General features: G+C 69.8%; 26 protein-coding genes. 16 read left to right on the forward strand and 10 right to left on the reverse strand.

From position 1 onward, the window contains the following. Positions 1 to 129 precede the first annotated feature (129 nt). A complete protein-coding gene (locus tag JOF40_RS06380) occupies positions 130 to 1,482 on the forward strand; it encodes an NAD-dependent succinate-semialdehyde dehydrogenase (RefSeq protein WP_129181143.1) in 1,353 nt (450 codons plus the stop codon). A gap of 153 nt (positions 1,483 to 1,635) precedes the next feature. On the opposite strand, the gene JOF40_RS06385 is transcribed toward JOF40_RS06380, so the two are convergent. Next, on the reverse strand, positions 1,636 to 3,072 hold the full coding sequence (locus tag JOF40_RS06385) for an NAD-dependent succinate-semialdehyde dehydrogenase (protein ID WP_129181145.1): 1,437 nt from the start codon (positions 3,070 to 3,072) through the stop codon (positions 1,636 to 1,638). Further along, positions 3,069 to 4,400 carry a 4-aminobutyrate--2-oxoglutarate transaminase gene (gene gabT / locus JOF40_RS06390; RefSeq protein ID WP_129181149.1) on the reverse strand — a complete coding sequence of 444 codons (1,332 nt, stop codon included), beginning with the start codon at positions 4,398 to 4,400 and terminating at the stop codon, positions 3,069 to 3,071. The genes JOF40_RS06385 and gabT overlap by 4 nt, the downstream gene beginning before the upstream one ends. A 71-nt stretch (positions 4,401 to 4,471) precedes the next feature. Here gabT and JOF40_RS06395 point away from each other — a divergent pair, with 71 nt between their 5' ends. Further along, positions 4,472 to 5,359 carry a LysR family transcriptional regulator gene (locus tag JOF40_RS06395; RefSeq protein WP_129181151.1) on the forward strand — a complete coding sequence of 296 codons (888 nt, stop codon included), beginning with the start codon at positions 4,472 to 4,474 and terminating at the stop codon, positions 5,357 to 5,359. Between the two features lie 21 nt (positions 5,360 to 5,380). On the opposite strand, the gene JOF40_RS06400 is transcribed toward JOF40_RS06395, so the two are convergent. The 3 genes from JOF40_RS06400 to JOF40_RS06410 are packed head-to-tail and all read right to left on the reverse strand — an operon-like array spanning position 5,381 to position 6,906. Beyond that, positions 5,381 to 5,620 carry a hypothetical protein gene (locus JOF40_RS06400; protein ID WP_129181153.1) on the reverse strand — a complete coding sequence of 80 codons (240 nt, stop codon included), beginning with the start codon at positions 5,618 to 5,620 and terminating at the stop codon, positions 5,381 to 5,383. Further along, complete coding sequence (locus tag JOF40_RS06405; RefSeq protein WP_129181155.1) at positions 5,617 to 6,522, reverse strand: RelA/SpoT-related domain-containing protein; 906 nt, start codon at positions 6,520 to 6,522, stop codon at positions 5,617 to 5,619. Before JOF40_RS06405 ends, JOF40_RS06400 begins: the two co-directional genes overlap by 4 nt. Positions 6,523 to 6,561: 39 nt before the next feature. Next, a complete protein-coding gene (locus JOF40_RS06410; protein WP_129181157.1) occupies positions 6,562 to 6,906 on the reverse strand; it encodes a DUF3817 domain-containing protein in 345 nt (114 codons plus the stop codon). 55 nt (positions 6,907 to 6,961) lie between these two features. Between JOF40_RS06410 and JOF40_RS06415 the strand changes: the two genes are divergently transcribed. Continuing rightward, a complete protein-coding gene (locus JOF40_RS06415; RefSeq protein WP_129181159.1) occupies positions 6,962 to 7,606 on the forward strand; it encodes an ACT domain-containing protein in 645 nt (214 codons plus the stop codon). A 95-nt stretch (positions 7,607 to 7,701) separates the two neighbouring features. On the opposite strand, the gene JOF40_RS06420 is transcribed toward JOF40_RS06415, so the two are convergent. Both JOF40_RS06420 and JOF40_RS06425 read right to left on the reverse strand, forming a co-directional pair. After that, positions 7,702 to 8,583: an SDR family oxidoreductase gene (locus JOF40_RS06420; RefSeq protein WP_129181161.1), complete on the reverse strand. Its 882-nt coding sequence runs from the start codon at positions 8,581 to 8,583 to the stop codon at positions 7,702 to 7,704. A gap of 45 nt (positions 8,584 to 8,628) precedes the next feature. Beyond that, the gene (locus tag JOF40_RS06425) at positions 8,629 to 9,018 is read right to left on the reverse strand and encodes a DUF4180 domain-containing protein (protein ID WP_129181163.1); all 390 of its coding nucleotides are present in this window, start codon (positions 9,016 to 9,018) and stop codon (positions 8,629 to 8,631) included. Between the two features lie 51 nt (positions 9,019 to 9,069). Between JOF40_RS06425 and JOF40_RS06430 the strand changes: the two genes are divergently transcribed. From JOF40_RS06430 to JOF40_RS06440, 3 genes are all read left to right on the forward strand, one after another. After that, entirely contained in the window at positions 9,070 to 10,005 is a 936-nt protein-coding gene (locus tag JOF40_RS06430) for a 1,4-dihydroxy-2-naphthoyl-CoA synthase (RefSeq protein WP_129181165.1), read from the forward strand. A 119-nt stretch (positions 10,006 to 10,124) separates the two neighbouring features. Continuing rightward, positions 10,125 to 10,379 (forward strand): addiction module protein, encoded by a 255-nt coding sequence (locus tag JOF40_RS06435; protein ID WP_129181167.1) that lies wholly within the window; start codon positions 10,125 to 10,127, stop codon positions 10,377 to 10,379. After that, positions 10,376 to 10,621 (forward strand): hypothetical protein, encoded by a 246-nt coding sequence (locus tag JOF40_RS06440; protein WP_245343101.1) that lies wholly within the window; start codon positions 10,376 to 10,378, stop codon positions 10,619 to 10,621. The genes JOF40_RS06435 and JOF40_RS06440 overlap by 4 nt, the downstream gene beginning before the upstream one ends. 162 nt (positions 10,622 to 10,783) lie before the next feature. On the opposite strand, the gene JOF40_RS06445 is transcribed toward JOF40_RS06440, so the two are convergent. After that, the gene (locus tag JOF40_RS06445; RefSeq protein ID WP_129181169.1) at positions 10,784 to 11,203 is read right to left on the reverse strand and encodes a hypothetical protein; all 420 of its coding nucleotides are present in this window, start codon (positions 11,201 to 11,203) and stop codon (positions 10,784 to 10,786) included. Positions 11,204 to 11,329: 126 nt separating this feature from the next. On the opposite strand from JOF40_RS06445, the gene JOF40_RS06450 reads away from it, so the two are divergent. Continuing rightward, positions 11,330 to 12,871 (forward strand): Re/Si-specific NAD(P)(+) transhydrogenase subunit alpha, encoded by a 1,542-nt coding sequence (locus JOF40_RS06450; protein ID WP_129181171.1) that lies wholly within the window; start codon positions 11,330 to 11,332, stop codon positions 12,869 to 12,871. 9 nt (positions 12,872 to 12,880) lie between these two features. Next, complete coding sequence (pntB, locus tag JOF40_RS06455) at positions 12,881 to 14,269, forward strand: Re/Si-specific NAD(P)(+) transhydrogenase subunit beta (RefSeq protein ID WP_129181173.1); 1,389 nt, start codon at positions 12,881 to 12,883, stop codon at positions 14,267 to 14,269. A 358-nt stretch (positions 14,270 to 14,627) separates the two neighbouring features. Here the strand turns inward: pntB and upp are convergent, their stop codons facing one another. Then, positions 14,628 to 15,269 (reverse strand): uracil phosphoribosyltransferase, encoded by a 642-nt coding sequence (gene upp, locus JOF40_RS06460; protein ID WP_129181176.1) that lies wholly within the window; start codon positions 15,267 to 15,269, stop codon positions 14,628 to 14,630. Between the two features lie 87 nt (positions 15,270 to 15,356). On the opposite strand from upp, the gene JOF40_RS06465 reads away from it, so the two are divergent. From JOF40_RS06465 to JOF40_RS06500, 8 genes are all read left to right on the forward strand, one after another. Continuing rightward, the gene (locus JOF40_RS06465) at positions 15,357 to 15,818 is read left to right on the forward strand and encodes a tRNA adenosine deaminase-associated protein (RefSeq protein ID WP_129181178.1); all 462 of its coding nucleotides are present in this window, start codon (positions 15,357 to 15,359) and stop codon (positions 15,816 to 15,818) included. 14 nt (positions 15,819 to 15,832) lie between these two features. Continuing rightward, entirely contained in the window at positions 15,833 to 16,264 is a 432-nt protein-coding gene (locus tag JOF40_RS06470; protein ID WP_129181955.1) for a nucleoside deaminase, read from the forward strand. Between the two features lie 129 nt (positions 16,265 to 16,393). Then, complete coding sequence (locus JOF40_RS06475; protein ID WP_129181180.1) at positions 16,394 to 17,365, forward strand: LLM class flavin-dependent oxidoreductase; 972 nt, start codon at positions 16,394 to 16,396, stop codon at positions 17,363 to 17,365. An 11-nt stretch (positions 17,366 to 17,376) separates the two neighbouring features. Next, positions 17,377 to 18,420, forward strand: a complete 1,044-nt coding sequence (locus JOF40_RS06480) for a GNAT family N-acetyltransferase (protein WP_129181182.1) — start codon at positions 17,377 to 17,379, stop codon at positions 18,418 to 18,420. Positions 18,421 to 18,592: 172 nt separating this feature from the next. Then, positions 18,593 to 19,369, forward strand: a complete 777-nt coding sequence (gene budC / locus JOF40_RS06485; protein ID WP_129181184.1) for a meso-2,3-butanediol dehydrogenase — start codon at positions 18,593 to 18,595, stop codon at positions 19,367 to 19,369. Positions 19,370 to 19,441: 72 nt separating this feature from the next. Beyond that, positions 19,442 to 20,599 carry an LLM class flavin-dependent oxidoreductase gene (locus JOF40_RS06490; RefSeq protein WP_425458181.1) on the forward strand — a complete coding sequence of 386 codons (1,158 nt, stop codon included), beginning with the start codon at positions 19,442 to 19,444 and terminating at the stop codon, positions 20,597 to 20,599. Further along, positions 20,596 to 21,201, forward strand: a complete 606-nt coding sequence (locus JOF40_RS06495) for a CE1759 family FMN reductase (RefSeq protein ID WP_129181187.1) — start codon at positions 20,596 to 20,598, stop codon at positions 21,199 to 21,201. Before JOF40_RS06490 ends, JOF40_RS06495 begins: the two co-directional genes overlap by 4 nt. A 102-nt stretch (positions 21,202 to 21,303) precedes the next feature. Beyond that, positions 21,304 to 22,389, forward strand: a complete 1,086-nt coding sequence (locus JOF40_RS06500) for a hypothetical protein (protein WP_129181190.1) — start codon at positions 21,304 to 21,306, stop codon at positions 22,387 to 22,389. Here the strand turns inward: JOF40_RS06500 and JOF40_RS06505 are convergent. Then, positions 22,346 to 22,975 (reverse strand): nucleoside/nucleotide kinase family protein, encoded by a 630-nt coding sequence (locus tag JOF40_RS06505; protein WP_129181192.1) that lies wholly within the window; start codon positions 22,973 to 22,975, stop codon positions 22,346 to 22,348. The genes JOF40_RS06500 and JOF40_RS06505 overlap by 44 nt on opposite strands. Between the last annotated feature and the right edge of the window lie 33 nt (positions 22,976 to 23,008).

Consider the following 23,008-nt stretch of genomic DNA (forward strand, 5'->3'; position numbering starts at 1 on the left):
GAAATCGATTGACCCGGTAGGTGCGCCCCCATACGGTTGACATGTCGCGTCACCGCGGCGGCCGCACCTGTCTCCAGTGGGGGCAGTGCCGCCGAGAGTTCTGCACCACACCACATGAGGAGCTGCCGCATGACCAGTCCCAGCTACCAGGTTCTCGACCCGTCGACGGGTGACGTCGTCGAGTCGTTCGACCACGCGTCCGACGCCGACATCGAGGCGGCGCTGACGTCGTCGGCCGCGGCCTACCGCTCGTGGCGGGACGTGCCGATCGCCGAGCGTGCGGTCGTCGTCAAGCGCGTCGCTGCGCTGTTCGCCGAGCGCGCCGACGAGCTCGCCGCGATCGCGACCACCGAGATGGGCAAGCCCGTCCCGGAGGGCGTCGAGGAGGCCGAGTTCTGCCAGGCGATCTTCGACTACTTCGCCGACGAGGGCCCGACCCTGGCCGCCGACACGGAGATCAAGGGCATCAACGGCGGCAAGGCCATCGTGCAGAGGCTGCCCGTGGGCCCGCTGCTGGGCGTCATGCCGTGGAACTTCCCGTTCTACCAGATCGCCCGGTTTGCGGCCCCCAACCTGATGCTGGGCAACACGATCATCCTCAAGCACGCCGAGTCGGTGCCACGCTCGGCGCTGGCGGTCGAGCAGATCATGAAGGACGCCGGTCTGCCAGACGGCGCCTACGTCAACGTCTTCGCGACGTTCGACCAGGTCGAGACGATCATCGCCGACCCGCGGGTGGCCGGTGTGTCGCTGACGGGTTCGGAGCGGGCCGGCTCGGTCGTCGCGGCGATCGCGGGCAAGAACCTCAAGAAGTGCGTGCTCGAGCTGGGCGGCTCCGACCCCATGGTCGTCCTCGACACCGACGACCTCGACGCGGTCGCCGACGCCGCGTGGGACTACCGCATGTACAACACGGGGCAGGCGTGCAACTCCAACAAGCGCATGATCGTCATGGACGACCTGTTCGACGACTTCGTGGGCAAGCTGACCGAGAAGGCACTCGCGCTCGACTCGTTCAGCCCGCTGTCGTCGCGCAAGGCCGCCGAGACGCTGGCCGAGCAGGTGCAGGACGCCGTCGACAAGGGTGCGACACTGCACGCCGGCGGTGTGCTGAGCGAGGGCCCCGACGCGCACTACTCGCCGGCTGTGCTGACCGGTATCACCAAGGACATGCGGGCGTACTCCGAGGAGCTCTTCGGGCCCGTCGCGGTCGTCTACTCGGTCGGCTCGGACGACGAGGCGCTCGAGCTGGCCAACGACACGGCCTACGGGCTCGGCGGATCGGTCTTCGCGGTCGACGAGAAGCGGGCGCGCTCACTGGCCGAGCGCCTCGAGGTCGGCATGGCCAACGTCAACACGACAGCCGGTGAGGGTGCCGAGATCCCGTTCGGCGGCGTCAAGCGCTCCGGCTTCGGCCGCGAGCTCGGCCCCCTCGGCATGGACGAGTTCGTCAACAAGCGCATGTTCTACGTCGCCGACTGAGCGGTGACGGTTACCACGGTCCCGTGGTAAACCGTCACTTTCCCAGGGACACCGTCACCCACCCAGGAGCGTGATCACCCACCGAGGGTTGCAACCCTCGGTGGGTGATCTTTTCCCACGGGACCGTGGTAAACCGCGCGTCCGGAGGGGTGATCAGGCGTCGGGCCAGGCGACGCTGAGGTACTGGGTCTCCTGGAACTCCTCGAGGCCCATGCGGCCGCCCTCGCGGCCGATGCCGCTCTGCTTCATGCCACCGAACGGGGCAGCGGGGTCGGACACGAGTCCGCGGTTGACGCCGACCATCCCGGCCTCGATCGCCTCGCCGAGGCGGATGCCCCGCTGCAGGTCGCCGGTGAACACGTAGGCCGCCAGGCCCATCTCGGTGTCGTTGGCGTAGCCGATGACCTCCTCGTCGGTCGTCCACGTGACGATCGGCGCGATGGGGCCGAAGATCTCCTCGTGGACGATCTCGGCGTCGGCCGGCACGTCGACGAGCACCGTCGGAGCGAACCAGAAGCCCTCGCCCTCCTGCGGCACGGACGCCTCGTGCGTGACCCGGGCACCCGCCTCCAGCGCGCCGGCGAGCAGCTTCTGGGTCTTGTCGACCGCCTTGGCGTTGATGAGGGGCCCGATGTCGGAGCCCTCGGACGCCGGACCGACCTTGAGCGACGCGACCTTCGCGCCGAGCTTGGCGGCGAACTCCTCGACGACGTCGGCGTGGACGTACAGCCGGTTGGCCGCGGTGCACGCCTGACCGCCGCCACGGAACTTGGCGATCATGGTGCCCTCGACGGCGGCGTCGAGATCAGCGTCGTCGGCGACGATGAGCGGGGCGTTGCCACCCAGCTCCATCGACGAGTTGACGATGCGATCGGCGGCCTGCTTGAGCAGCACCGAGCCGATGCCGGTGGAGCCGGTGAACGAGATCTTGCGGACGCGCGCGTCCTCCATCCACGTGGTGACGACCTTGCCGGCCGTCGACGACGGGACGATGTTGACGACGCCCTCGGGCAGACCCGCCTCGACCATGAGGCGCGCGATCGCGAAGGCCGTCAGCGGTGTCTCGGCGGCGGGCTTGAGGACGACCGTGCACCCTGCCGCGAGGGCTGGTGCGATCTTGCGGGTCGCCATCGCGGCGGGGAAGTTCCACGGCGTGACCAACGCGGCGACGCCCACGGGGTGGTGCGTCACGAGCGTGCGCGTGCCACCGGCGGGTGAGACTCCGTAGTCGCCGCCCATGCGGACGCCCTCCTCGGCGAACCAGCGGAAGAACTCGGCCGCGTAGGTGACCTCGCCCTTGGCATCGGTCAGCGACTTGCCGTTCTCGGCGGCTATCAGCTCGCCCAGCTCGTCACGGTCGCGGATCATGAGCTCCCACGTGCGGCGCAGGATCTCGCCCCGCTCGCGAGGCGCGACCCGGCGCCAGGTCTTCAGCGCCGTCGCGGCCGCGTCGACCGCGGCCGTGGCGTCGGCCTCGCTCGCATCGGACACGGCGCGGATCGACTCGCCCGTCGCCGGGTCGACGACGTCGAACGTCCCGTTCGCGCCGGGGAGCCACTGGTTGTCGATGAACAGGTCGGTCGCGGTCATTTCGTCTCCTCGAAGGCGTCGGTGAGGATCTGCAGACCCTCGGTGAGCAGCTCGTCGCTGATCGACAGCGGCGGCAGGAAGCGCAGCACGTTGCCGAACGTGCCGCACGTCAAGACGATCACGCCGGCCTGGTGGGCGCTCGCGGCGACGACCTTGGCCAGCTCGGCATCGGGCTCGTCGGTGCCGGACCTGACCAGCTCGACCGCGATCATCGCGCCGCGACCGCGGACGTCGCCGAGGCGGTCGTCGTCGGCCTGCAGGCGGTGCAGGGTCGTCAGCATGAGGCGCTCGATCTCGGCCGCACGGGCCACCAGGCCGTCCTGCTCGATCGTCTCGATCGTGGCCAGCGCCGCGGCGCAGGCCAGCGGGTTGCCGCCGTAGGTGCCGCCGAGGCCGCCCACGTGCGAGGCGTCCATGATGTCGGCGCGTCCCGTGACCGCCGACAGGGGCAGGCCGCCGGCGATGCCCTTGGCGGTCACGATGACATCGGGCACGACGCCCTCGTGGTCGCACGCGAACATCTCGCCGGTGCGCGCGAAGCCGGTCTGCACCTCGTCGGCGATGAACACGACGCCGTTGTCGGTGCACCACTGCGCGAGCGCGGGCAGGAAGCCGTCGGCCGGGACGATGAAGCCGCCCTCGCCCTGGATCGGCTCGATCACGACGGCAGCGAGGTTGTCGGCGCCGACCTGCTTCTCGATGACGCTGATGGCGCGCTGCGCCGCGAGCGTGCCGTCGACGGCCTTGTCGTCGCGGTAGGGGTACGACAGCGGTGCGCGGTAGACCTCGGACGCGAACGGGCCGAAGCCGCTCTTGTAGGGCATCGACTTGGCCGTCATGGCCATCGTCAGGTTGGTGCGTCCGTGGTACGCGTGGTCGAACACCACGACGGCCTGGCGCTTGGTGTGCGCGCGGGCGATCTTGATGGCGTTCTCGACGGCCTCGGCGCCGGAGTTGAACAGTGCGGACCGCTTCTCGTGGTCGCCGGGGGTGAGCCGGTTGAGTGCCTCGGCCACCGAGACGTAGCCCTCGTACGGCGTGACCATGAAGCAGGTGTGGGTGAAGGCCTCGACCTGCTCGCGGACGGCCTCGACGACGCGCGGGGCGCTGTTGCCGACGGTCGTGACGGCGATGCCTGATCCGAGGTCGATGAACGAGTTGCCGTCGACGTCCTTGACGATGCCGCCTCCCGCCTCGACGGCGAAGACCGGCATCGTGGTGCCGATGCCGGAGGCGACGGCGGCGTTCTTGCGGGCCATGAGCTCGATGGACCGGGGTCCGGGGACGGCGGTGACGAGCTGGCGGCGTTGTTCCAAGGAGGCAGACATGCCTCCATTGTCGTCCGCCTCGACTCATGCCGTCCAATACTCAGAACTGATCGAATGTATGCTCACCAGGCATGGAGCTGCGCACGCTGGGATACTTCGTCGCGGTCGCCGATGCGGGGTCGGTCAGTGCCGCGGCCGAAGCCGTGCACGTCACGCAGCCTGCCGTGTCGCGACAGCTGCGGCAGCTCGAGCACGACCTGGGCGTCGACCTGTTCGTCAGGAGCGCCGGACGTCTCAGGCTCAGCGCTGCGGGCCGCGAGTTCCTGCCCCACGCCCGCGACGTGCTGCGCCGCGCAGACGGGGCCAGGGCCGCGGCGCGGTCGTACGCCGCAGGACGGCTCGAGCGCCTGACGATCGCGGCCCCGACGACGACACTGACCGACGTCATCGCCCCGTTCCTGGCGACGCTCGACCCCGGCGACCCCATGCCGACGGTGCTGGAGTCGGGGCCGCGTGCCGCCGACGACGCGCTGCGCAACGGAGCCGACCTCGCGATCATGACGGGGCCACCCCGGACGTCCCTGGCGAGCACGCCCATCGCGGTGCTGCCCGTGTGGGCCTACGCGACGGCCGACCACGTCCCGCCGGGCTCGTCCGTGCGCCTGGCCGATCTGCTCGACGAGACGCTGCTGGTGCTGACCCCGGGGTTCAAGCCACGGCAGATCCTCGACGCCGCGATCGACCGAGCGGGCCTGGTCGCCGGCGACCTCGTCGAGTGCAGCAATCCGCAGGTAGCCCAGGCCCTCGCGGCGGCCGGGCGGGGAGTCGCCGTCGTGACCGACGACCCGCGCTTCGACCTGCGGGGCGTCGAGATCATGGGACGGGATGGGCCGCTGCGCATCGAGCTGTTCGCGGCATGGGAGCCCGACCACCACGCGGCTGCCACGTTGGCGGGGCTGGCGACGCGGCTGTCGGCGTTCTGCGTCGAGCGCTACGGCGCGGACGTCGCCCCGGCCTGAGCCGTGAGCCGTAACCCGTGCCTAGGAGACTGCTTCGCGGATCATGTCCTTGGCTGAACGAAAGTAGCGGGAGTGGGTCTTCATCAGACCTTGCTCTGAGTCTGCCCCCAACACGACGATCTCGATGTTCGCATCGCCGCGATGGAGATCCTCGAGTTCGAATCGCGCCGACATGGCCTCCGACCGGCGGGTCGAGGTGAACGTGCGTCGTATGTCGGACTCGCCAGTGCTGCGGTTGTAGACAATCAAGAAGTAGTTCATTCCGTCTCCCAACCTGCGGCTAAGCGGGCCAATCGCTCGAGAAGTTCTTGCGTCTCTTGACGCATCTGATCGCGTTTGGCCATGCGGACGGCGATGTCTGCCGTGATCGCCTCGATCTCGTTCATCGTATCCCGGTCCTCCATGTTCTTGCCCAGTTCGTCGTCGACGTTGGTGAGGCGACGTTGGTGATCGGCGAGCCGATCGGCAAGTTCCTCGTCCTCGAACTCCGAGACCGATAGATCCTCGATGCCGTCGCTGAAGCGCATCAAGATCTCCAGCAGGTCGCCGCGGGACATATCACGGAGGGCCTCCTGCTCCGTGTTGGTTGGCTGCTCCCCGTAGCGAATCCCGCGTCCCCAGACGTCGCCGAGCTTCTCGATCAACTGAGCCCACGCGTCCTGCTCCACAGTTCTGATCTGAACCTCGACCGGCAGATGTCGGGGAAAGACGATGACGTGCAGGGCTCGGTAGCCAGCTGACGGGTGGACCCTCCGGTCGCTCAGCCGAGGGGCTTTCGCGGCATCCGAGAACTCCTGCTGGATCGCCGCTGCGAGCTCGTTCTGCTGCCGTCTGCTCAGTGCACCAGTCACTCGGACCCCGGCCACGTCCTGCATGCCCTTCAGCCCCATCCCGTGTTCGCGCTGGAGCTTCTCGCGGATGGTCCCCGTCGTCTTGACGCGGGTTGTCAGCCCAAGTGCCGGACCGCCCGATGACGTGAAGCCGTCGAGAACGCTGCGAATACGTTCCTCGGTCTGGGCCAGGACGTCGTCGTAGGCCGCGAGCACCGATCGGAGGAGCTCAAGGTCGCGGGGATCATCTTCTTCGCCGATTGCCAGACGGTGCCCGAGCTGGTCCAGTGCGGACCGGGAACAGGGCAGGGCAGACTTGGTCTCGTCGGGCACATCGAAATCGTGCCAGTTCCCCGCCTTCTGCGTCGAGCGCTACGGCGCGGACGTCGCCCCGGCCTGAGCCGTGAGCCGTCCCTCGCGGTCGGCCTTGCGCTCGAACCACACGGTCGCGAACGGCGGGATGCTGGAGGCGAGGGCCACGACCAGGGTCTTGGCGTCCCAGCGGAACACGAACTTGGCGATGACCGCCGTCAGCACGTAGAGCATGAAGATGCCGCCATGGATGGGGCCGGCGACCGGCACGCCGCCCTCGGCCAGCCCGAGAGGCTCGGCATCGAGGATCCACTTGAAGAACATCGCGACGAGCAGCAGCCCCCAGGAGAAGGCCTCGGCGATGGCGACGGTACGAAAGACGGTGCGGACGACAGCGGGATTCACGCCACCACGCTACCCGTGTAACCGCAACGAAATGCTGACCGGTGACAATGGTCATATGGCCTTCCTGCTGCGCGTCGAGCTTCCTGACGTGCCCGGATCACTCGGTGCGCTCGCGACGGCACTCGGTTCTGCGGGCGCCGACATCGAGGCGATCGAGATCGTCGAGCGTCGACCCGACGGCCTCGTCGTCGACGACGTGCTGCTCGAGCTGCCGCCGCAGGTCATGCCCGATGCGCTGATCACGGCCTGCCACGAGCTCGAGGGCGTCACGGTGGAGTGGATCTCCCGCTACAACGCGGGGGCCAATCTGAGCATGGATCTCGAGGCGGTCGAGCGGTTCACCGAGGACCCGACGCACGCGATCGCCCGGCTCGTCGAGGTCATCCCCGAGACGTTCCGCACCGACTGGGCACTGGCGCTCGACCGCGTCGACGGCGCGACGCACGTGATGGCCGAGTCGCCGACGGCCCCCCAGCTCGTCTCCGCCGCCGACGACTGGCTGGGACTGCGCAAGGCCAAGGTGCTGCGCCCGGTGCCGGAGTGGGAGTCGACCGTCCTGGCCGCGACGCCGGCGCGCGATCGCAAGGGCAACGGGCTGGTCGTCGTGGTCGGACGCCACGGGGGACCGGAGTTCCTCGACTCCGAGCTTGCGCGCCTCGGCCACATGGCGTCGCTGGCGGCATCAGTTCAGGTCGTCTGACTCCGTTCCTCGTGCGTCGACCCGCTCCTTGGGCGCCGACCCGCTCCTTGAGCCTGTCGAAAGGACGTTTCGACAGGCTCGACGGGCGGCGGTGACTACTCCGCGGCCTTGGTCTCGACAACGTGCGCGTGGTGGAAGCGACCCAGCGCCTCGACCTCGCGCTCCATGCCGGGTACGGCGCGTGAGGCGATGCGTTTCAGCACCGGCCACGCGACGGGGGAGTTGACGATCGACTTGGTCCAGTTCGACACGATGACGTTCTTCGGGACGTAGACGCGGCTCTTGCGCTTGGCCAGTCCGGTCAGGATGAGCTCGACGCACTCCTCGACGCTCGTGGTGCCGTTGGCCGGCCACGGCAGCTTGGAGCGGATGTCGCGGAACGTCGGCAGGTCCTTCTCGGCGTTGCGGACGATGTCGGTGTCGATCCACGACGGATGACACACACCCACGTCGACACCGAGGAAGGCGACCTCCTGCTTGTAGGCCATCGCGAGCGATTCCGCGCCCGCCTTGCTGGCGTTGTACGACGCGAGCCCGGCGAGTGGCGTGAACGAGGCCTGCGACGCGACGACCAGTGCGTATCCCTTGGTCTTGACGAGGTGCGGCGTGGCGTACTTGAGGGTGCGGAAGACACCGTTGACGTTGATGTCGACGACGCGCTCGAACGCCGCGTCGTCGATCTGGCGCACCGTGCCGTACGACGCGATGCCGGCATTGGCCAGCACGTGGTCGATGCGGCCGAAGTGCGCCGCGGCAGCGTCGACGGCCGCCGCGACGGCGGCACCGTCGCGGACGTCGGCCTCCCACCAGGCGGCCGCCTCACCCAGCTCGTCGGCGAGTGCGGCCAGCAGTTCAGGCTCGAGACCGACCAGCGCGACCCGGCCGCCGCGCTGCACGTAGCCACGGGCGACGCCCGCTCCGATGCCGCGTGCGGCTCCTGTGACGAGTGCGACCTTGCCGGTGAATGTCTGTGCCATGGCGGTCAACATACCGGCGGTATCTGGAATGCGCCATGGCTGGTGTCACATGGCCCGAGGCGACCTGCGGCGGTCGAGGCGTGTCTGGAAGTCGTCGAACGTCGGCGAGAACCAGAGCCGCGTGCCGGTGTTGGACCCGTCCACCCACGTCGCGAGGGCAGGGGACGCAGCGACCCGCTCGGCGATGTCGCCGACGACGGCCAGCCGTACCCGGTAGGTGTCGAACTTCTGCGCGATGCGCTCGGCGACACCCGTGCCGACGTCGAAGAAGTCGTCGGTGAGCCGCTCGGTCGGCACGACCACGACCTCGGCCCGCTGGCCGATCGCCTCGCCCACCAGCTCGGTCGCCGCTCCCTCCGCGTCGAGCGGCAGCCCGTCGGGTGCGCAGACCATGACGGGCGTGCCGTACACGGTGACCACGTGCTCGTCTGTCATGCGCTGACCATAGCGACATGCGGGGGGTGCGCGCCCGGTAGCCTCGCGCTCATGAGCGCCCTCGAGAACGTCTCCGACATCTTCGACCCGTCCGCCTGGCGCGAGGTCCCCGGTTTCGAGGGCCTGACCGATCTCACCTACCACCGTGCGGTCGACCACGGGACGGTCCGCATCGCCTTCGACCGTCCCGACATCCTCAACGCGTTCCGGCCGCACACCGTCGACGAGCTGCTCACGACGTTCGAGCACGCCCGGACATCGGCCGACGTCGGCTGCGTCCTGCTCACCGGCAACGGACCGAGCGCCAAGAACGGCAAGCACTCGTTCTGCACCGGCGGCGACCAGCGCATCCGCGGCAAGGCCGGCTACCAGTACGAGGAGGCCGGCCACGATGACGAAGGCGCGCCGCCGAACCCGATCGACCAGGCCAGGCTGGGACGCCTGCACATCCTCGAGGTGCAGCGCCTCATCCGGTTCATGCCGAAGATCGTCATCTCGGTGGTTCCCGGGTGGGCGGCCGGCGGCGGGCACAGCCTGCACGTCGTCTCCGACCTGACGCTGGCCTCGGCCGAGCACGCCCGCTTCAAGCAGACCGACGCCGACGTCGGATCGTTCGACGGCGGGTTCGGGTCGGCGTACCTCGCCCGTCAGGTCGGCCAGAAGTTCGCCCGCGAGATCTTCTTCCTCGCGCAGGAGTACTCGGCCGAGGACGGCGTCCGGATGGGCACCGTCAACAAGGCCGTCCCGCACGCCGACCTCGAGACGGTGGCGCTGGAATGGGGCCGGCTCATCAACGCCAAGAGCCCCACGGCCCAGCGCATGCTCAAGTACTCGTTCAACGCGATCGACGACGGCCTGGTCGGTCAGCAGGTGCTGATGGGCGAGACGACGCGGCTGGCGTACATGACCGACGAGGCGCAGGAGGGCCGCGACCAGTTCCTGGAGAAGCGCGATCCCGACTTCTCGTCCTTCCCCTGGTACTACTGAGCTCAGGACGTCTCCGCTGGTCCGAGGCAGCTTGGTGGGTCGCGAGCACCCCCAGAGTCCGATATGGGTCCGCGAGAACCTCGGTGACCCGGTCGGCGGCGAGGCGTAGACTTCACCTCATGACGCTGAGCGCATCGGAGCTCTACGAGGCGGGGCTGGCCCTGCCGCCCTCGGTGCGCAAGGACATGGCGCTGCGCCTTCTCGAGTCGGTCGAGGACGTCGATCAAGAGTCCGTCGACGAGGCGTGGACGGCTGAGATCGGCTCCCGGGTCGACGACCTCACCAGCGGCAAGGTGCAGACCATCCCGGGCGATGAGGTCTTCACACGCGTCGCTGCGCGGCTCGATGCGCGCGAGGCCGCTCGGAACGCATGACCCTCGCCGTCCAGTTTCACCCGGAGGCGGACGCCGAGTTCATCGCCGGTGCTGACTGGTACGACGAGCGGGAGCGCGGACTTCGCCGCCGCTTTCTCGGCGCAGTCCGCGCGTCCGTCGAGGCCGCGGCTGAAGATCCGGATGCTTGGCCCAGCTGGCCGGGTTGGGCCGGCGCACCGGTCGTTCCGTTCCAAGGCAGTGAACGACTTTCCGTACCGCGTCGTCTACTTCGTCGCCGGTGATCGGCTGACGGTCGTGGCGGTGGCGCACGCAAAGCGCCGCCCGGGCTACTGGCGAGAACGAGTCAGCCCGTAGAGGCGGCCAGCGCCTGCTCCATCAGATCGCTTGCAGCGGCGCGGGCGCGGTACTCGGCGGTGGCCAAAGGTGGCTCTCAGAGCGGGTGCTCAGCAGACGCTCGTGATCTGCTCGGCGGCCACGTCGTACTCGGCCTTGGCCTCCGCGACGACCTGCTCGTCGATGCTGCTGCCGTCGGCGACCGACGTGGCCTCGTCTCGGAGGTCATCGAGAGCCGCCACGGCGCGATCGAGCTGGGCGCGCGTGTCGTCGCTGAGGGTGGGCGCGGCGGCCGCCAGCGCCTCGCGCGCCGCGGTGAGCTTGGCGCGGGCTGACGCCGGGTCGGCTCCCAGGTCGGTGGCGATGTCGCCGACGAGCGTGCGGCCCTCGTCGACCACTCGTCCGGCCACGGCGCAGCCGGCGCGGTTGCCTGCATCGGAGGCGGCGTCCGTGGCGGCGTCCTCCACCTGCGAGCAGGCACCGAGGGCAAGCACGGGGAGAGCGGCCAGGACGGTCAGCAGTCTGTTCACGCGGTCCAGACTGCCAGCGGGCGACAAGTCGCAGCAGTGTGCGGCGATTTCGGCCACCGGTCCAGAGCGTGAGACGCGCGTCTCACGCAATGGTCGGCTTGATGAAGAACGGATAACGTTCGGCGGATGAGCGTTGTCGGAGTTGTCACTGAGTCGGTTGCGGGTGAGACCCGGGTGGCTGCCACGCCGGAGACGGTGGGCAAGCTGATCGGCCTGGGCTACCAGGTGGTCGTCGAGGCGGGCGCGGGCGCGAAGGCGTCGTTCACCGACGAGGCCTTCGCCGAGGCCGGTGCCGCGATCGGCAGCACGGCCGACACGTGGGGCAGCGACATCGTGTTGAAGGTCAACGCGCCGTCGACCGCCGAGATCGGACAGCTCGCCGACGGTGCCACGCTCGTCAGCCTCATCAGCCCTGCCCTCAACCCCGAGCTGGTCGAGCAGCTGTCGACGCGGCCCATCACGGTGCTCGCGATGGACGCCGTGCCGCGCATCTCCCGTGCGCAGTCGATGGACGTCCTGAGCTCGATGGCCAACATCGCCGGTTACCGCGCGGTCGTCGAGGCCGCCAACGTCTTCGGGCGGTTCTTCACGGGACAGATCACCGCCGCGGGCAAGGTGCCGCCGGCCAAGGTGCTCGTCGCGGGCGTCGGCGTCGCCGGCCTGGCCGCGATCGGCACGGCCAACAGCCTCGGCGCGATCGTCAAGGCCACCGATCCGCGCGCCGAGGTCGCCGATCAGGTCAAGAGCCTCGGCGGCGAGTACATCGCGGTCGACGTCGAGACCGAGCAGTCGACCGACGGCTACGCCAAGGCCACGACCGACGCCTACAACGCGCGGGCCGCGGAGATCTACTCCGAGCAGGCCGCCGAGGTCGACATCATCATCACGACGGCGCTGATCCCGGGTCGCGCCGCTCCGATCCTCATCACCGAGGCCGACGTGGCCTCGATGAAGGCCGGCTCGGTCATCGTCGACATGGCCGCGGCCAACGGCGGCAACGTCGTCGGCTCCCGGCCCGGCGAGGCCGTCGTCACGCCCAACGGCGTCACGATCCTCGGCTACACCGACCTGGCCGGGCGACTGCCCACGCAGGCCTCGCAGCTGTACGGCACCAACCTGGTCAACCTCATGAAGCTGCTGACGCCCGGCAAGGACGGCCAGCTCGTCCTCGACTTCGACGACGTCGTCCAGCGCACCATCACGGTCGTCCGCAACGGCGAGACGACGTGGCCGCCGCCGCCGGTGACCGTGTCGGCCGCTCCGGCCGCCGCGCCGGTCGAGAAGGCCGAGCCCAAGCCGCCGAAGGCCGTCATGACGCAGCGCGCCAAGCTCGGCCTGGTCGCGCTCGGCATCCTCGCGTTGTTCCTGGTCAACGCCTACGCGCCCGAGCCGCTGCCCGAGCACTTCACGGTGCTGACGCTCGCGATCGTGATCGGCTACTACGTCATCGGCAAGGTGCACCACGCGCTGCACACTCCGCTCATGTCGGTCACCAACGCCATCAGCGGCATCATCGTCGTCGGCGCGATGCTGCAGATCGGCGTCGACGGGTCCGAGAACGACACCGTCATCCGCGTCCTCGCGTTCGTCGCGATCCTGCTCGCGTCCATCAACGTCTTCGGCGGATTCGCCGTGACCCGCCGCATGCTCAGCATGTTCTCCAAGTAAGGGCTGATCATGGATTCCCTGAGCATCTCCACCGCGGCCTACATCGTCGCGTCCCTGCTGTTCATCCTGTCGCTGGCGGGGCTCTCCAAGCACGAGACCGCGTCGCAGGGCGTGCTGTTCGGCATGTCCGGCATGGCCATCGCCCTGGTGGCGACGTTCATCGTGGTCGCCGACCTGGCCGACACGATCTCGGTCGTCCTGCTGCTGATCGCCGTCGTCATCGGTGCGGCCATCGGCCTGTGGCGCGCCCGCGTCGTCGAGATGACCGGCATGCCCGAGCTCATCGCCCTGCTGCACTCGTTCGTGGGTCTCGCCGCGGTGCTGGTCGGCTGGAACGGCTACCTCGAGCACGGGTCGTTCGCGCTCGACTCTCTCGAGGACATCCACAACGCCGAGGTGTTCGTCGGCGTCTTCATCGGTGCCGTGACGTTCACGGGCTCGATCGTGGCCTACCTGAAGCTGTCGGCGAAGATCAAGAGCAACCCGCTGATGCTGCCGGGCAAGAACTACATCAACCTCGGTGCCCTCGTCCTGTTCGTCGCCCTCACGATCTGGTTCGTCATCAGCCCGGCGCTGTGGTTGCTGATCGCCGTCACGATCGTCGCGCTGGCCCTCGGCTGGCACCTGGTGGCCTCGATCGGCGGCGGCGACATGCCCGTCGTCGTCTCGATGCTCAACTCCTACTCGGGCTGGGCCGCCGCGGCGTCCGGCTTCCTGCTCAACAACGACGCGCTGATCGTCACGGGCGCGCTCGTCGGCTCGTCGGGCGCCTACCTGTCGTACATCATGTGCCAGGCGATGAACCGCTCGTTCATCTCGGTCATCGCGGGAGGCTTCGGCATCGAGGCCGGTCCCGCGGACGACAAGGACTACGGCGAGCACCGCGAGATCAACGCCGCCGACACCGCCGAGCTGCTCAAGAACGCCTCGTCGGTCATCATCACGCCCGGCTACGGCATGGCGGTCGCCCAGGCGCAGTACCCCGTCGCCGACCTGGTCCGCAAGCTGCGTGAGCGCGGCATCGAGGTGCGCTTCGGCATCCACCCCGTCGCCGGACGCCTGCCCGGCCACATGAACGTCCTGCTCGCCGAGGCCAAGGTGCCCTACGACATCGTCCTCGAGATGGACGAGATCAACGACGACTTCAAGGACACCTCGGTCGTCCTGGTCATCGGTGCCAACGACACCGTCAACCCGGCCGCGACCGAGGACCCGTCCAGCCCCATCGCCGGCATGCCGGTGCTGACGGTGTGGGAGGCCCACGACGTCGTGATCTTCAAGCGATCGATGGCCACGGGCTACGCCGGGGTGCAGAACCCGCTGTTCTTCCGCGAGAACTCGCAGATGCTGTTCGGCGACGCCAAGGAGCGCGTCGAGGACATCCTCAAGGCGCTGTAGGTCACACCGCATCCGGTCGTGGTGGGTGCAGGTCCTGACATACTCTCGGTATGGAGGGAAACCCCACCACGACATCGGAGCACCCCATGGACAAGATCGAGTACGACCGTCCCGACGACACGAAGGGCTCCCGAGCCGTCGTGTTCCTCGGCCTCGCCGTCATCGTGATCGGCGTCTTCTACTTCGGCTACTTCGCCTAGGGCGCGCGGCTCCTCCGGCCCCCTACTCGCTTCGCTCGTGGGGGGACCCCCAGCCGCTCCAGCCGCTCGCGCCTCACGGCTGCCGTGCTTCGCACGGGCACCTGCCGTCGCTCGCAGGGCTCGCTCGGCCCATGGTGGCGGTGCGGGGGCGGTTGCGTTCAGCCCACCACGCCGTAGAGGCGGTCGCCCGCGTCGCCGAGGCCCGGGACGATGTAGCCGAGCTCGTTGAGCCTCTCGTCGAGCCCCGCCGTCACGAGCGTCACGGGGACGCCGATCGACTCCAGCTCGGCCTCGATGCGCGCGACGCCCTCGGGTGCCGCGAGCAGGGTGACCGCCGTGATGTGGTCGGCCCCGCGCTTGACCAGGAAGTGGATCGCGGCGGCCAGCGAGCCGCCCGTCGCGAGCATCGGGTCGAGCACGTAGCACTGGCGACCCGTCAGGTCGTCGGGCAGACGCTCGGCGTACGTCACGGGGTCGAATGTCTCCTCGTTGCGCACCATGCCGAGGAAGCCGACCTCGGCGGTCGGCAGCAGGCGCTGCATGCCCTCGAGCATCCCGAGCCCGGCCCGCAGGATCGGCACCACGAGGGGACGCGGGTCGCTCAGGCGCACGCCGCGCGCCATCGCCACGGGGGTCTTGACGTCGATCGGCTCGACCCGCACCTCGCGGGTCGCCTCGTAGGCGAGGAGCGTCACCAGCTCGTCGGCCAGACGGCGGAACGTCGGTGAGTCGGTGGTCTCGTCGCGGAGCAGCGTCAGCTTGTGCGAGATGAGCGGGTGGTCGGCCACGTGAACCTGCATGCGCCGAGCCTAGCGGCGGGTGGGCGCGGTCTGTCACCATCGCGGGGGAGAGGTTGCCGACAGGACGCCTGCCCAGAGAGGCACATCATGGCCGAGGACGATGTCGACTTCGCCGTCGCCGCCTATCACGACGAGGGACGGTGGTGGGTCGTCGAGCTCAATCCCCACCTGGGCGAGGACGTCGGCGACCTCAGCGACGCGCTCGGCAGGTTCCCGTCCGACGTCGGGGTGCTGGGCCTCGTGTCGATGAACGACGACTTCTTCGTCATCGTGCGGCGGTCGGGCACCCAGGTCAGGGTCATGCTGTCGGACGTCACGGCGATCGACGACTGGCCGCTGGCCGGCGGGGTCGCCGACCTGATCGACCTGCCGGCCGGCGACGGCGACGCGCAGGCCGTGGGTGACATGGAGATCCTCAGCGACCTCGGCATGACGGCCTTCGACCTGGGCGTGCTGTGCGACGACGACGATCTCTGCCCCGACGACGTGCTGTTCGACGTCGCGGAGCGGCTGGGGTTCGCGGGCGAGCTCGAGGCCGTCCTCGGGTGATCTACGACCTCTGGATGGGCGAGGCGCTCGACCTCGCGCGGCTCGCGGTGGCCGATGGCGACGTGCCCGTGGGGGCGGTGGTCGTCGACCCAGCGGGGCTCGTGATCGGCCGGGGCCGCAACACCCGCGAGCGCGACGGTGACCCGACGGGGCACGCCGAGGTCGTCGCGATCCGCGAGGCGGCGTCCGCGGTGGGGGAGTGGCGGCTCGAGGGCTGCACCCTCGTGGTGACGCTCGAGCCCTGCACGATGTGCGCCGGCGCGGTCGTCGCATCACGGCTCGACCGGCTGGTGTTCGGGGCGTTCGACGACAAGGCGGGCGCGGTCGGCTCGCTGTGGGACGTCGTGCGCGACCGGCGGCTCAACCACCGGCCCGAGGTCGTCAGCGGGGTTCGGGCCGACGAGTCGGCGTCCCTCCTGCGGGGGTTCTTCTCGACCCACCGCTGAACACCACGTTCTCGTGGGATTCCGGCACCTACCTCGGGTTGCAACCGGAGGTACGTGCGCGAACACCACGGTCTCGTGGTGTTCAGCGCCGGGAGGAACAGGCAGCGGCCCGGGACGGTTGACCCCGGCATGAGGCTCTCTCTGCTCGACCGGTCGCGGACGCGGCTGGGACGTCCCGAGGCGGAGGGGCTGACGGGGTCGATCGACCGGGCCGTCGAAGCGGAGCGACTCGGCTACGACCGGTTCTGGGTCGCCGAGCACCACGCCGTCCCGGGCATCGCGAGTGGCTCGCCGCCGGTGCTGCTCGCCGCGATCGGCGCTCGGACGTCCCACATCCGCCTCGGCTCGGGCGGGGTCATGCTGCCCAATCATCAGCCGCTCGTGGTCGCCGAACAGTTCCTGATGCTCGAGGCGCTCCACCCGGGGCGCATCGATCTCGGCATCGGTCGCTCGCTCGGGTTCACGCCCCCGGTGCGCGACGCGCTGCGCCACGACGCGGACGGGCCCGACACCTTCGAGGCCGACCTCGACGAGCTGCGCCACCTGCTCGACGGCGATGCAGCCGTGACGGCACACCCCGTGACGCACGGATCGGTGCCGATGACGCTGCTGGCGACCGGTCGCGGACTCGAGATCGCCGCCCGGCTGGGCCTGCCGGTCGTCGTCGGTGGTCCGATCCTGTTCAAGGACGCCGGTCTCGACGCCATCGCGGCCTACCGTCGCGACTTCCGGCCCAGCCGGCACGGGGCCGATCCCCACGTCACGATCTCGCTCGACGTCACGGTCGCCGCCGACGACGCGACCGCCCGCGAGCTCGCGCTGCCCGAGGCGTGGGCCATGGCCCGCTCGCGGCAGACCGGGGAGTTCCCGCCGCTCGAGGCCCCAGCCGCGATCCGCGCCCAGCAGTGGAGCACCCAGCTGACGCAGCGCGTCGAGTCGTCGCTCGACCAGGCCGTCGCCGGGTCGCCGTCGACCGTCCGCCGCCGGCTCGACGAGCTGGTGTCGCGCACGGGTGCCGACGAGCTCATGGCGTCGACGTCGACACATCACCGTGACGACCTGCTCGCGTCCGACGCCCTCCTGAGGGAGATCGTGACGTAGCGTCGGGGCGCATGAGCATCAGGATCGACGAGCTGCCGATGCCCCATGTCCCCGGCGGTGACGACTTCGCCGAGTATGCCGCGCTGAGCAATGACGTCGAGACCCACACGTTGGGCACCGACCTGCTGGCGATGGGACAGCACGAGATGCTCTCGGAGTACGTCAGCACCGCCGTCCGCACTCGCCGTCACCTCGTGGCGCGCGACGGCGGCACCATGGTCGGACGGGCGATGGTCACCACACGTCCGTTGACCCCCGAGGCCGGGGCCCACCTGATGGTCGACGTGCTGCCGACCCATCGACGGCGTGGCATCGGCGCGGCGCTGCTCGAGGCCGCAGAGGCTCTTGCTACCCGGGCGGGCGCGCCGGTGCTCAAGGTGGCAGTGGCCCACTCGGTGCGGGACGACGCCGAGCGAGTGGAGCCGCCGACCGGCTTCGGCGACCTGCCGGCGGACGATCCGGGCGTCCGGTTCCTGCTGGCCCACGGTTACGCGCTGGAGCAGGTGACCCGCATCAGCCTGCTCGACGCCGAACGGCTGCGCGACCAGGCGGCGTCCCCGGAGGTCCCGGACGACTACCGGTTGCTGGCCTGGGCCGGGCCTACCCCGCCTGAGTGGATGGACCAGCTCGCGGCGCTGCGCACCCGCATGAGCACGGACGCCCCCTCGGCGGGGATGGTCGTGGTGCCCGACCCGTGGGACGCGGGCCGCGTCCGCGAGCACGACCAGCGCATCGCATCGAGCGGACGGACGATGCTGACGACCGTCGCCGAGCACGTCCCGTCGGGCGTGCTGGCCGGGTTCACCGAGGTCGTCGTGTCCGACGGCGACGCCGTCGCGGTGCAGGAGGACACGCTGGTGCTGACCGACCACCGCGGTCGCCGCCTCGGGATGCTGCTGAAGAAGGCCAATGCGCAGCAGCTCGTGGCCGCGTTCCCGGACGTCGAGGCCGTGGTCACGTGGAACGCCGAGGAGAACCGGCCGATGCTCGACGTCAACGAGCAGCTGGGGTTCCGGGAGATCGGCCGAGAGGGTGGCTGGCAGAAGCGCCTGTGACACGTCGCGCGGACGTCATCACCGATGTGGTGACTCAGGTACTGATGTGATGACGTCCGGACCGGCGCGGTGGGACGTCATCACGTCAGTACCTGCGATGCAGCGGACGTGATGACGTCCGCACGACCGGTGCTGACGGAATGCTCGGCGTCCGGGCCTCGTTGACCACGACATGACCCACAACTCGTACGACTTCGCCGGCAAGACCGTCCTCGTCACGGGCGGAGGCACCGGCATCGGCCAGGCCATCGCCCTGGCCTTTCTCGCCAATGGTGCCAACGTCGCGATCTCCGGCCGCCGCGAGGACAAGCTGAGCGAGACCCTCGACGGTCAGCCCGAGGAGCGGACGCTGGCCGTCGTCTCGGACGTCGGCGACCCCGCGGACGCGAAGGCACTCGTGACCGCAGTCGTCGAGCGCTTCGGGCAGCTCGACGTCGTGGTCAACAACGCCGCGGCGTTCGCCAGCGGCGAGTTCACCGAGACCGCCGCGGAGCACTGGGAGCAGATCCGCACGACCAACATCGACGGCTTCGTGAACCTGGCGCTGCACGCCCTGCCCGAGCTGGAGAAGACCGGCGGCAACCTGGTGGGCGTCTCGTCGGTGTCGGCGATGCGCGGCGACTGGGGTCAGTCGCTCTACAACGCGAGCAAGGCCGCCGTCCGCAACTTCATCGAGTCGCTCGCACTCGACTACGGCGGACGTGGCGTGCGGCTCAACTCCGTGGCCCCGGCGTTCACGATCACGCCGATCACCGAGTCGATGACCGAGGACGCCGAGCTGATCGCCAAGTTCACGAACCGCGTCGCGCTCGGACGTCCGGGCGTGCCGGAGGACGTCGCGCCGGCGGTGCTGTTCCTGGCCAGTGACGACGCGGCCTACATCACGGGTGCGACGCTGACGGTCGACGGCGGCACGAGCGCGTCGACGGGGCAGCCGCACATCCAGTAGCGCGGAATACCGGACGTGCTAATCTAGTTGAAGATTAAACAAGCCACCGAGGGTGTGGCGGAGGAGTTCGACATGGGCGGCAACAGCATGCAGTTCGGCATCTTCAGCGTCGGCGACCTGACGGTCGACCCGACGAGCGGCTCGATCCCGACCGAGCACGAGAAGCTCAAGGCGCTGGTCACGATCGCCAAGAAGGTCGAGGACATCGGCGGCGACGTCTTCGCGGTCGGCGAGCACCACGACTCCGGTTTCGTCCCGGGGTCGATCAGCACGCTGCACGCGTTCATCGCCGCGCAGACCGAGCGGATCATCCTGTCGACGTCGATCGCGCACATCACGACCAACGACCCGGTCAAGATGGCCGAGGACTACGCGACGCTGCAGCACCTCTCGGGCGGCCGCGCCGATCTCGTGCTGGGCCGCGGCAACACCGGACAGGTCTACCCGTGGTTCGGCAAGGACCCGTCCAAGGGCGTCGAGCTGACGATCGAGAACTACCAGCTGCTGCGCCGCCTCTGGGACGAGGACGTCGTCAACTGGGAGGGCAACTTCCGCACGCCGCTGCAGAGCTTCACGTCGATCCCGCGCCCGCTCGACGGCGTCGCGCCGTTCGTGTGGCACGGCTCGATCCGCACCCCCGAGGTCGCCGAGATCGCGGCGTACTACGGCGACGGCTACTTCGCCAACAACATCTTCTGGCCGAAGGAGCACTACATCCGGCTGATCAACTTCTACCGGCAGCGCTACGAGCACTACGGGCACGGCACGCCCGAGCAGGCGATCGTCGGTCTCGGCGGCCAGTTCTTCATGCGCAAGAACAGCCAGGACGCGATCCGTGAGTTCAGGCCGTACTTCGACAACGCCCCGGTCTACGGGCACGGGCCGTCGCTGGAGGACTTCCAAGCCCAGACGCCGCTCGTCGTCGGCAGTCCGCAGGAGGTCATCGAGAAGACCTTGGCGTTCGCCGACTACTTCGGCGACTACCAGCGCCAGATGTTCTTGGTCGACCACGCGGGGCTGCCGCTCAAGACCGTCCTCGAGCAGCTCGACCTGCTGGGCGAGATCCTGCCAACGCTGCGCGCCGAGTTCGACGCCCGACGTCCGGCCGGGGTGCCCGACGCGCCCACGCACGCCAACCGCGTCGCGGCCCGTGACGCCAAGCTCGCCTCCGAGACCTCGCCCGTCGAGCCGACCTCGCCCGTTGAGCCTGTCGAAACGGTCACCGCATGACCACCGTCGTCGCGGTCACCGCGGGCCTGAGCGAGACCTCCAGCACGCGGCTGCTGACCGACCGGCTCGTGGAGTCGCTCGGACGTCAGACGGGTGAGGTGTCGGTGCAGGTCGTCTCGCTGCGCGAGCTCGCGCACGACGTCGTCGACGCGACGCTCACGGGCTTCGCCTCGCCGCGGCTGCAGGACGCGCTCGACAAGGTCGCCGCCGCCGACGGACTGATCGTCGCGACGCCGATCTACAAGGCGTCGTACCCGGGTCTGTTCAAGTCGTTCTTCGACGTCATGGAGACCGATGCCGTGATCGGCAAGCCCGTCCTGCTGGCCGCGACGGCCGGGACGGCGCGGCACTCGCTCGCGATCGAGCACACGCTGCGTCCGCTGTTCGCGTACATGCAGGCGCTGGTCGTGCCGACGGGTGTGTTCGCATCAACCCACGACTGGGGTGCCGAGGGCGCGACGGCGTTGGAGCAGCGCATCGACCGCGCCACGGCCGAGCTGGCGAGCCTGCTCAAGGGTGCCGGCACGGGTCGCTCGCGCGACGACGAGTTCGACCTCTTCAGCGAGACGTTCCGCTCGATCGCGGAGGGCGGACGGGCGTAGCCCCATCCGCACGATCTGTGACGCCTGCGGCGCCATCCCCGCTCGATGACGCCGTGAGCGTCACGGATCGCGGACGTCGGGGGGCCGACCTAGGCTGACGTCGTGACCGACGACCTCGCCTCGCGGTTCCGGCTGACGTCAGCCGGGGCGCTGCGCGAGCCCGGGCACCGGTTCCGCCGCGTCGGCCTGCGCGCGGTCATCGCCGACCTCAACCGCACCGGGCGGCGCGCCGACGTGCCGGGCGAGGCGGTCGCCGAGGGGTTCACGTGGGACGCCCGCGACGTCGCCTCCGACCGCTGGTGGCCGCAGGGCATCACGACGTCCGCCGACGCCTACGGGCACGACGCCACGGCCGGGACGTTCGACGGCCGCGACGTGCTGCTGACCAGCTGGTACGCCCACGGACGGGTGGCCCGGCGGCTGCTCGGATCGCGCATCACGGTCGTCGTCGACATCGACGGTGCCGCCCCGGCGTACCGGCACGTGCTCCTGGTCGAGCCCGTCAAGGTCGGGCCCATGCACGTGCTGAAGCCCGTGCGGGTGCACGCCGGCGGCATCGTCTGGTACGGCGACCACCTGTTCGTGGCCGGCAGCGGAGCGGGCATCCGGGTGTTCCGGCTCGACGACATCACGCGCGTGCGCAACCGGGTGCACTCCCGCGGATACCGCTACGTCCTGCCGCAGGCGACGACCTACGTGGCCGAGCAGGACCCCGACCACGCGCCGCTGACGTACTCGTTCCTGTCGCTCGACCGCGGCGAGCACGTCGACAGCCTCGTCGCCGGCGAGTACGGCACGAAGGACAGCGCCAGCCACCGACTCGTGCGCTACCCGCTCGACCGTGACACGCAGCTGCTGCGCGGCGACGAGCGCGGCCGGTCGACGGCGCTCGAGCTGCACGACGGGCAGCCCCGCATGCAGGGTGCGACGCTCGTCGGGGACACCTGGGTCGTGACCGCCAGCGCCGGCGAGGGACGTGCGGGAGACCTGTGGGTCGGACGACCGGGGCACCTCCGCAAGCATCGGGGGGTCCTGCCGACCGGGCCGGAAGACGTCGCGCACTGGCCGCAGCGCGGTCAGGTGTGGTCGTTGACCGAGTGGCCCGGACGGCGCTGGGTGTTCGGCGTCGACGTCGACCCGTGGGTCACGCCGGCACCACCAGATCGGCCTGCTCCCGCCGGGCGATGACGCGCTGCGCATTCGGCTCGTCGACCGTGTCGACCCACGCCTGCGCCTCGTCGCGCGCCTTGCCGTGCTTGACGTGCCGGTCGACCAGGCGTGAACGGCGGCGGCGCTCGTCGAGGTCGACGAACCACACCTCGTCCATCAGCGCCCGGGCCGCGGGCCACGGGGTGTCGGCGTCGAGCAGGTAGTTGCCCTCCGTCACGACGAGCGTCGCCGCCGGCGGGACGGTGATCGCGCCGGCGAGCGGCTGCTCGAGGTCGCGCTCGAAGGTGGGCGCGAGCACGTCGTGGTCCAGCTCGTCGCGGATGCGGCGCAGGAGCCCGACGTACCCGTGACCGTCGAACGTCCCGATCGCGCCCTTGCTGGCGAGCAGCCCGCGCTCGACCAGCGCGCTGTCGGCGAGGTGGAACCCGTCCATCGGCACGTGCGTGGCCTCGATGCCGGCCGCGCGGAGGCGTCCGACGAGCTTGGCGGCGAGCGACGACTTGCCGACGCCGGGCGCTCCGCAGATGCCGAGGACGCCGCGGCGGCCCGGTCTGACGAGCGCTGCGGCGCGTGCGGTGAGGTCGTTCAGCGCGGTGGTGTCCACCCGATCATTCTCGCGCAGGATGCCGGTTCGGAC

Origin of the sequence: Aeromicrobium fastidiosum (genome assembly GCF_017876595.1) — a bacterium.
In the GTDB taxonomy this organism is placed as follows: Bacteria; Actinomycetota; Actinomycetes; order Propionibacteriales; family Nocardioidaceae; genus Aeromicrobium; species Aeromicrobium fastidiosum.

Coding starts and splice junctions, on each gene's coding strand:
- JOF40_RS06380 (WP_129181143.1), top strand. CDS start 130: ATGACCAGTCCCAGCTACCAGGTTCTCGACCCGTCGACGGGTGACGTC.
- JOF40_RS06385 (WP_129181145.1), bottom strand. CDS start 3,072: ATGACCGCGACCGACCTGTTCATCGACAACCAGTGGCTCCCCGGCGCG.
- gabT (WP_129181149.1), bottom strand. CDS start 4,400: ATGTCTGCCTCCTTGGAACAACGCCGCCAGCTCGTCACCGCCGTCCCC.
- JOF40_RS06395 (WP_129181151.1), top strand. CDS start 4,472: ATGGAGCTGCGCACGCTGGGATACTTCGTCGCGGTCGCCGATGCGGGG.
- JOF40_RS06400 (WP_129181153.1), bottom strand. CDS start 5,620: ATGAACTACTTCTTGATTGTCTACAACCGCAGCACTGGCGAGTCCGAC.
- JOF40_RS06415 (WP_129181159.1), top strand. CDS start 6,962: ATGGCCTTCCTGCTGCGCGTCGAGCTTCCTGACGTGCCCGGATCACTC.
- JOF40_RS06420 (WP_129181161.1), bottom strand. CDS start 8,583: ATGGCACAGACATTCACCGGCAAGGTCGCACTCGTCACAGGAGCCGCA.
- JOF40_RS06425 (WP_129181163.1), bottom strand. CDS start 9,018: ATGACAGACGAGCACGTGGTCACCGTGTACGGCACGCCCGTCATGGTC.
- JOF40_RS06430 (WP_129181165.1), top strand. CDS start 9,070: ATGAGCGCCCTCGAGAACGTCTCCGACATCTTCGACCCGTCCGCCTGG.
- JOF40_RS06435 (WP_129181167.1), top strand. CDS start 10,125: ATGACGCTGAGCGCATCGGAGCTCTACGAGGCGGGGCTGGCCCTGCCG.
- JOF40_RS06440 (WP_245343101.1), top strand. CDS start 10,376: ATGACCCTCGCCGTCCAGTTTCACCCGGAGGCGGACGCCGAGTTCATC.
- JOF40_RS06450 (WP_129181171.1), top strand. CDS start 11,330: ATGAGCGTTGTCGGAGTTGTCACTGAGTCGGTTGCGGGTGAGACCCGG.
- pntB (WP_129181173.1), top strand. CDS start 12,881: ATGGATTCCCTGAGCATCTCCACCGCGGCCTACATCGTCGCGTCCCTG.
- upp (WP_129181176.1), bottom strand. CDS start 15,269: ATGCAGGTTCACGTGGCCGACCACCCGCTCATCTCGCACAAGCTGACG.
- JOF40_RS06465 (WP_129181178.1), top strand. CDS start 15,357: ATGGCCGAGGACGATGTCGACTTCGCCGTCGCCGCCTATCACGACGAG.
- JOF40_RS06470 (WP_129181955.1), top strand. CDS start 15,833: ATGGGCGAGGCGCTCGACCTCGCGCGGCTCGCGGTGGCCGATGGCGAC.
- JOF40_RS06475 (WP_129181180.1), top strand. CDS start 16,394: ATGAGGCTCTCTCTGCTCGACCGGTCGCGGACGCGGCTGGGACGTCCC.
- JOF40_RS06480 (WP_129181182.1), top strand. CDS start 17,377: ATGAGCATCAGGATCGACGAGCTGCCGATGCCCCATGTCCCCGGCGGT.
- budC (WP_129181184.1), top strand. CDS start 18,593: ATGACCCACAACTCGTACGACTTCGCCGGCAAGACCGTCCTCGTCACG.
- JOF40_RS06490 (WP_425458181.1), top strand. CDS start 19,442: ATGGGCGGCAACAGCATGCAGTTCGGCATCTTCAGCGTCGGCGACCTG.
- JOF40_RS06495 (WP_129181187.1), top strand. CDS start 20,596: ATGACCACCGTCGTCGCGGTCACCGCGGGCCTGAGCGAGACCTCCAGC.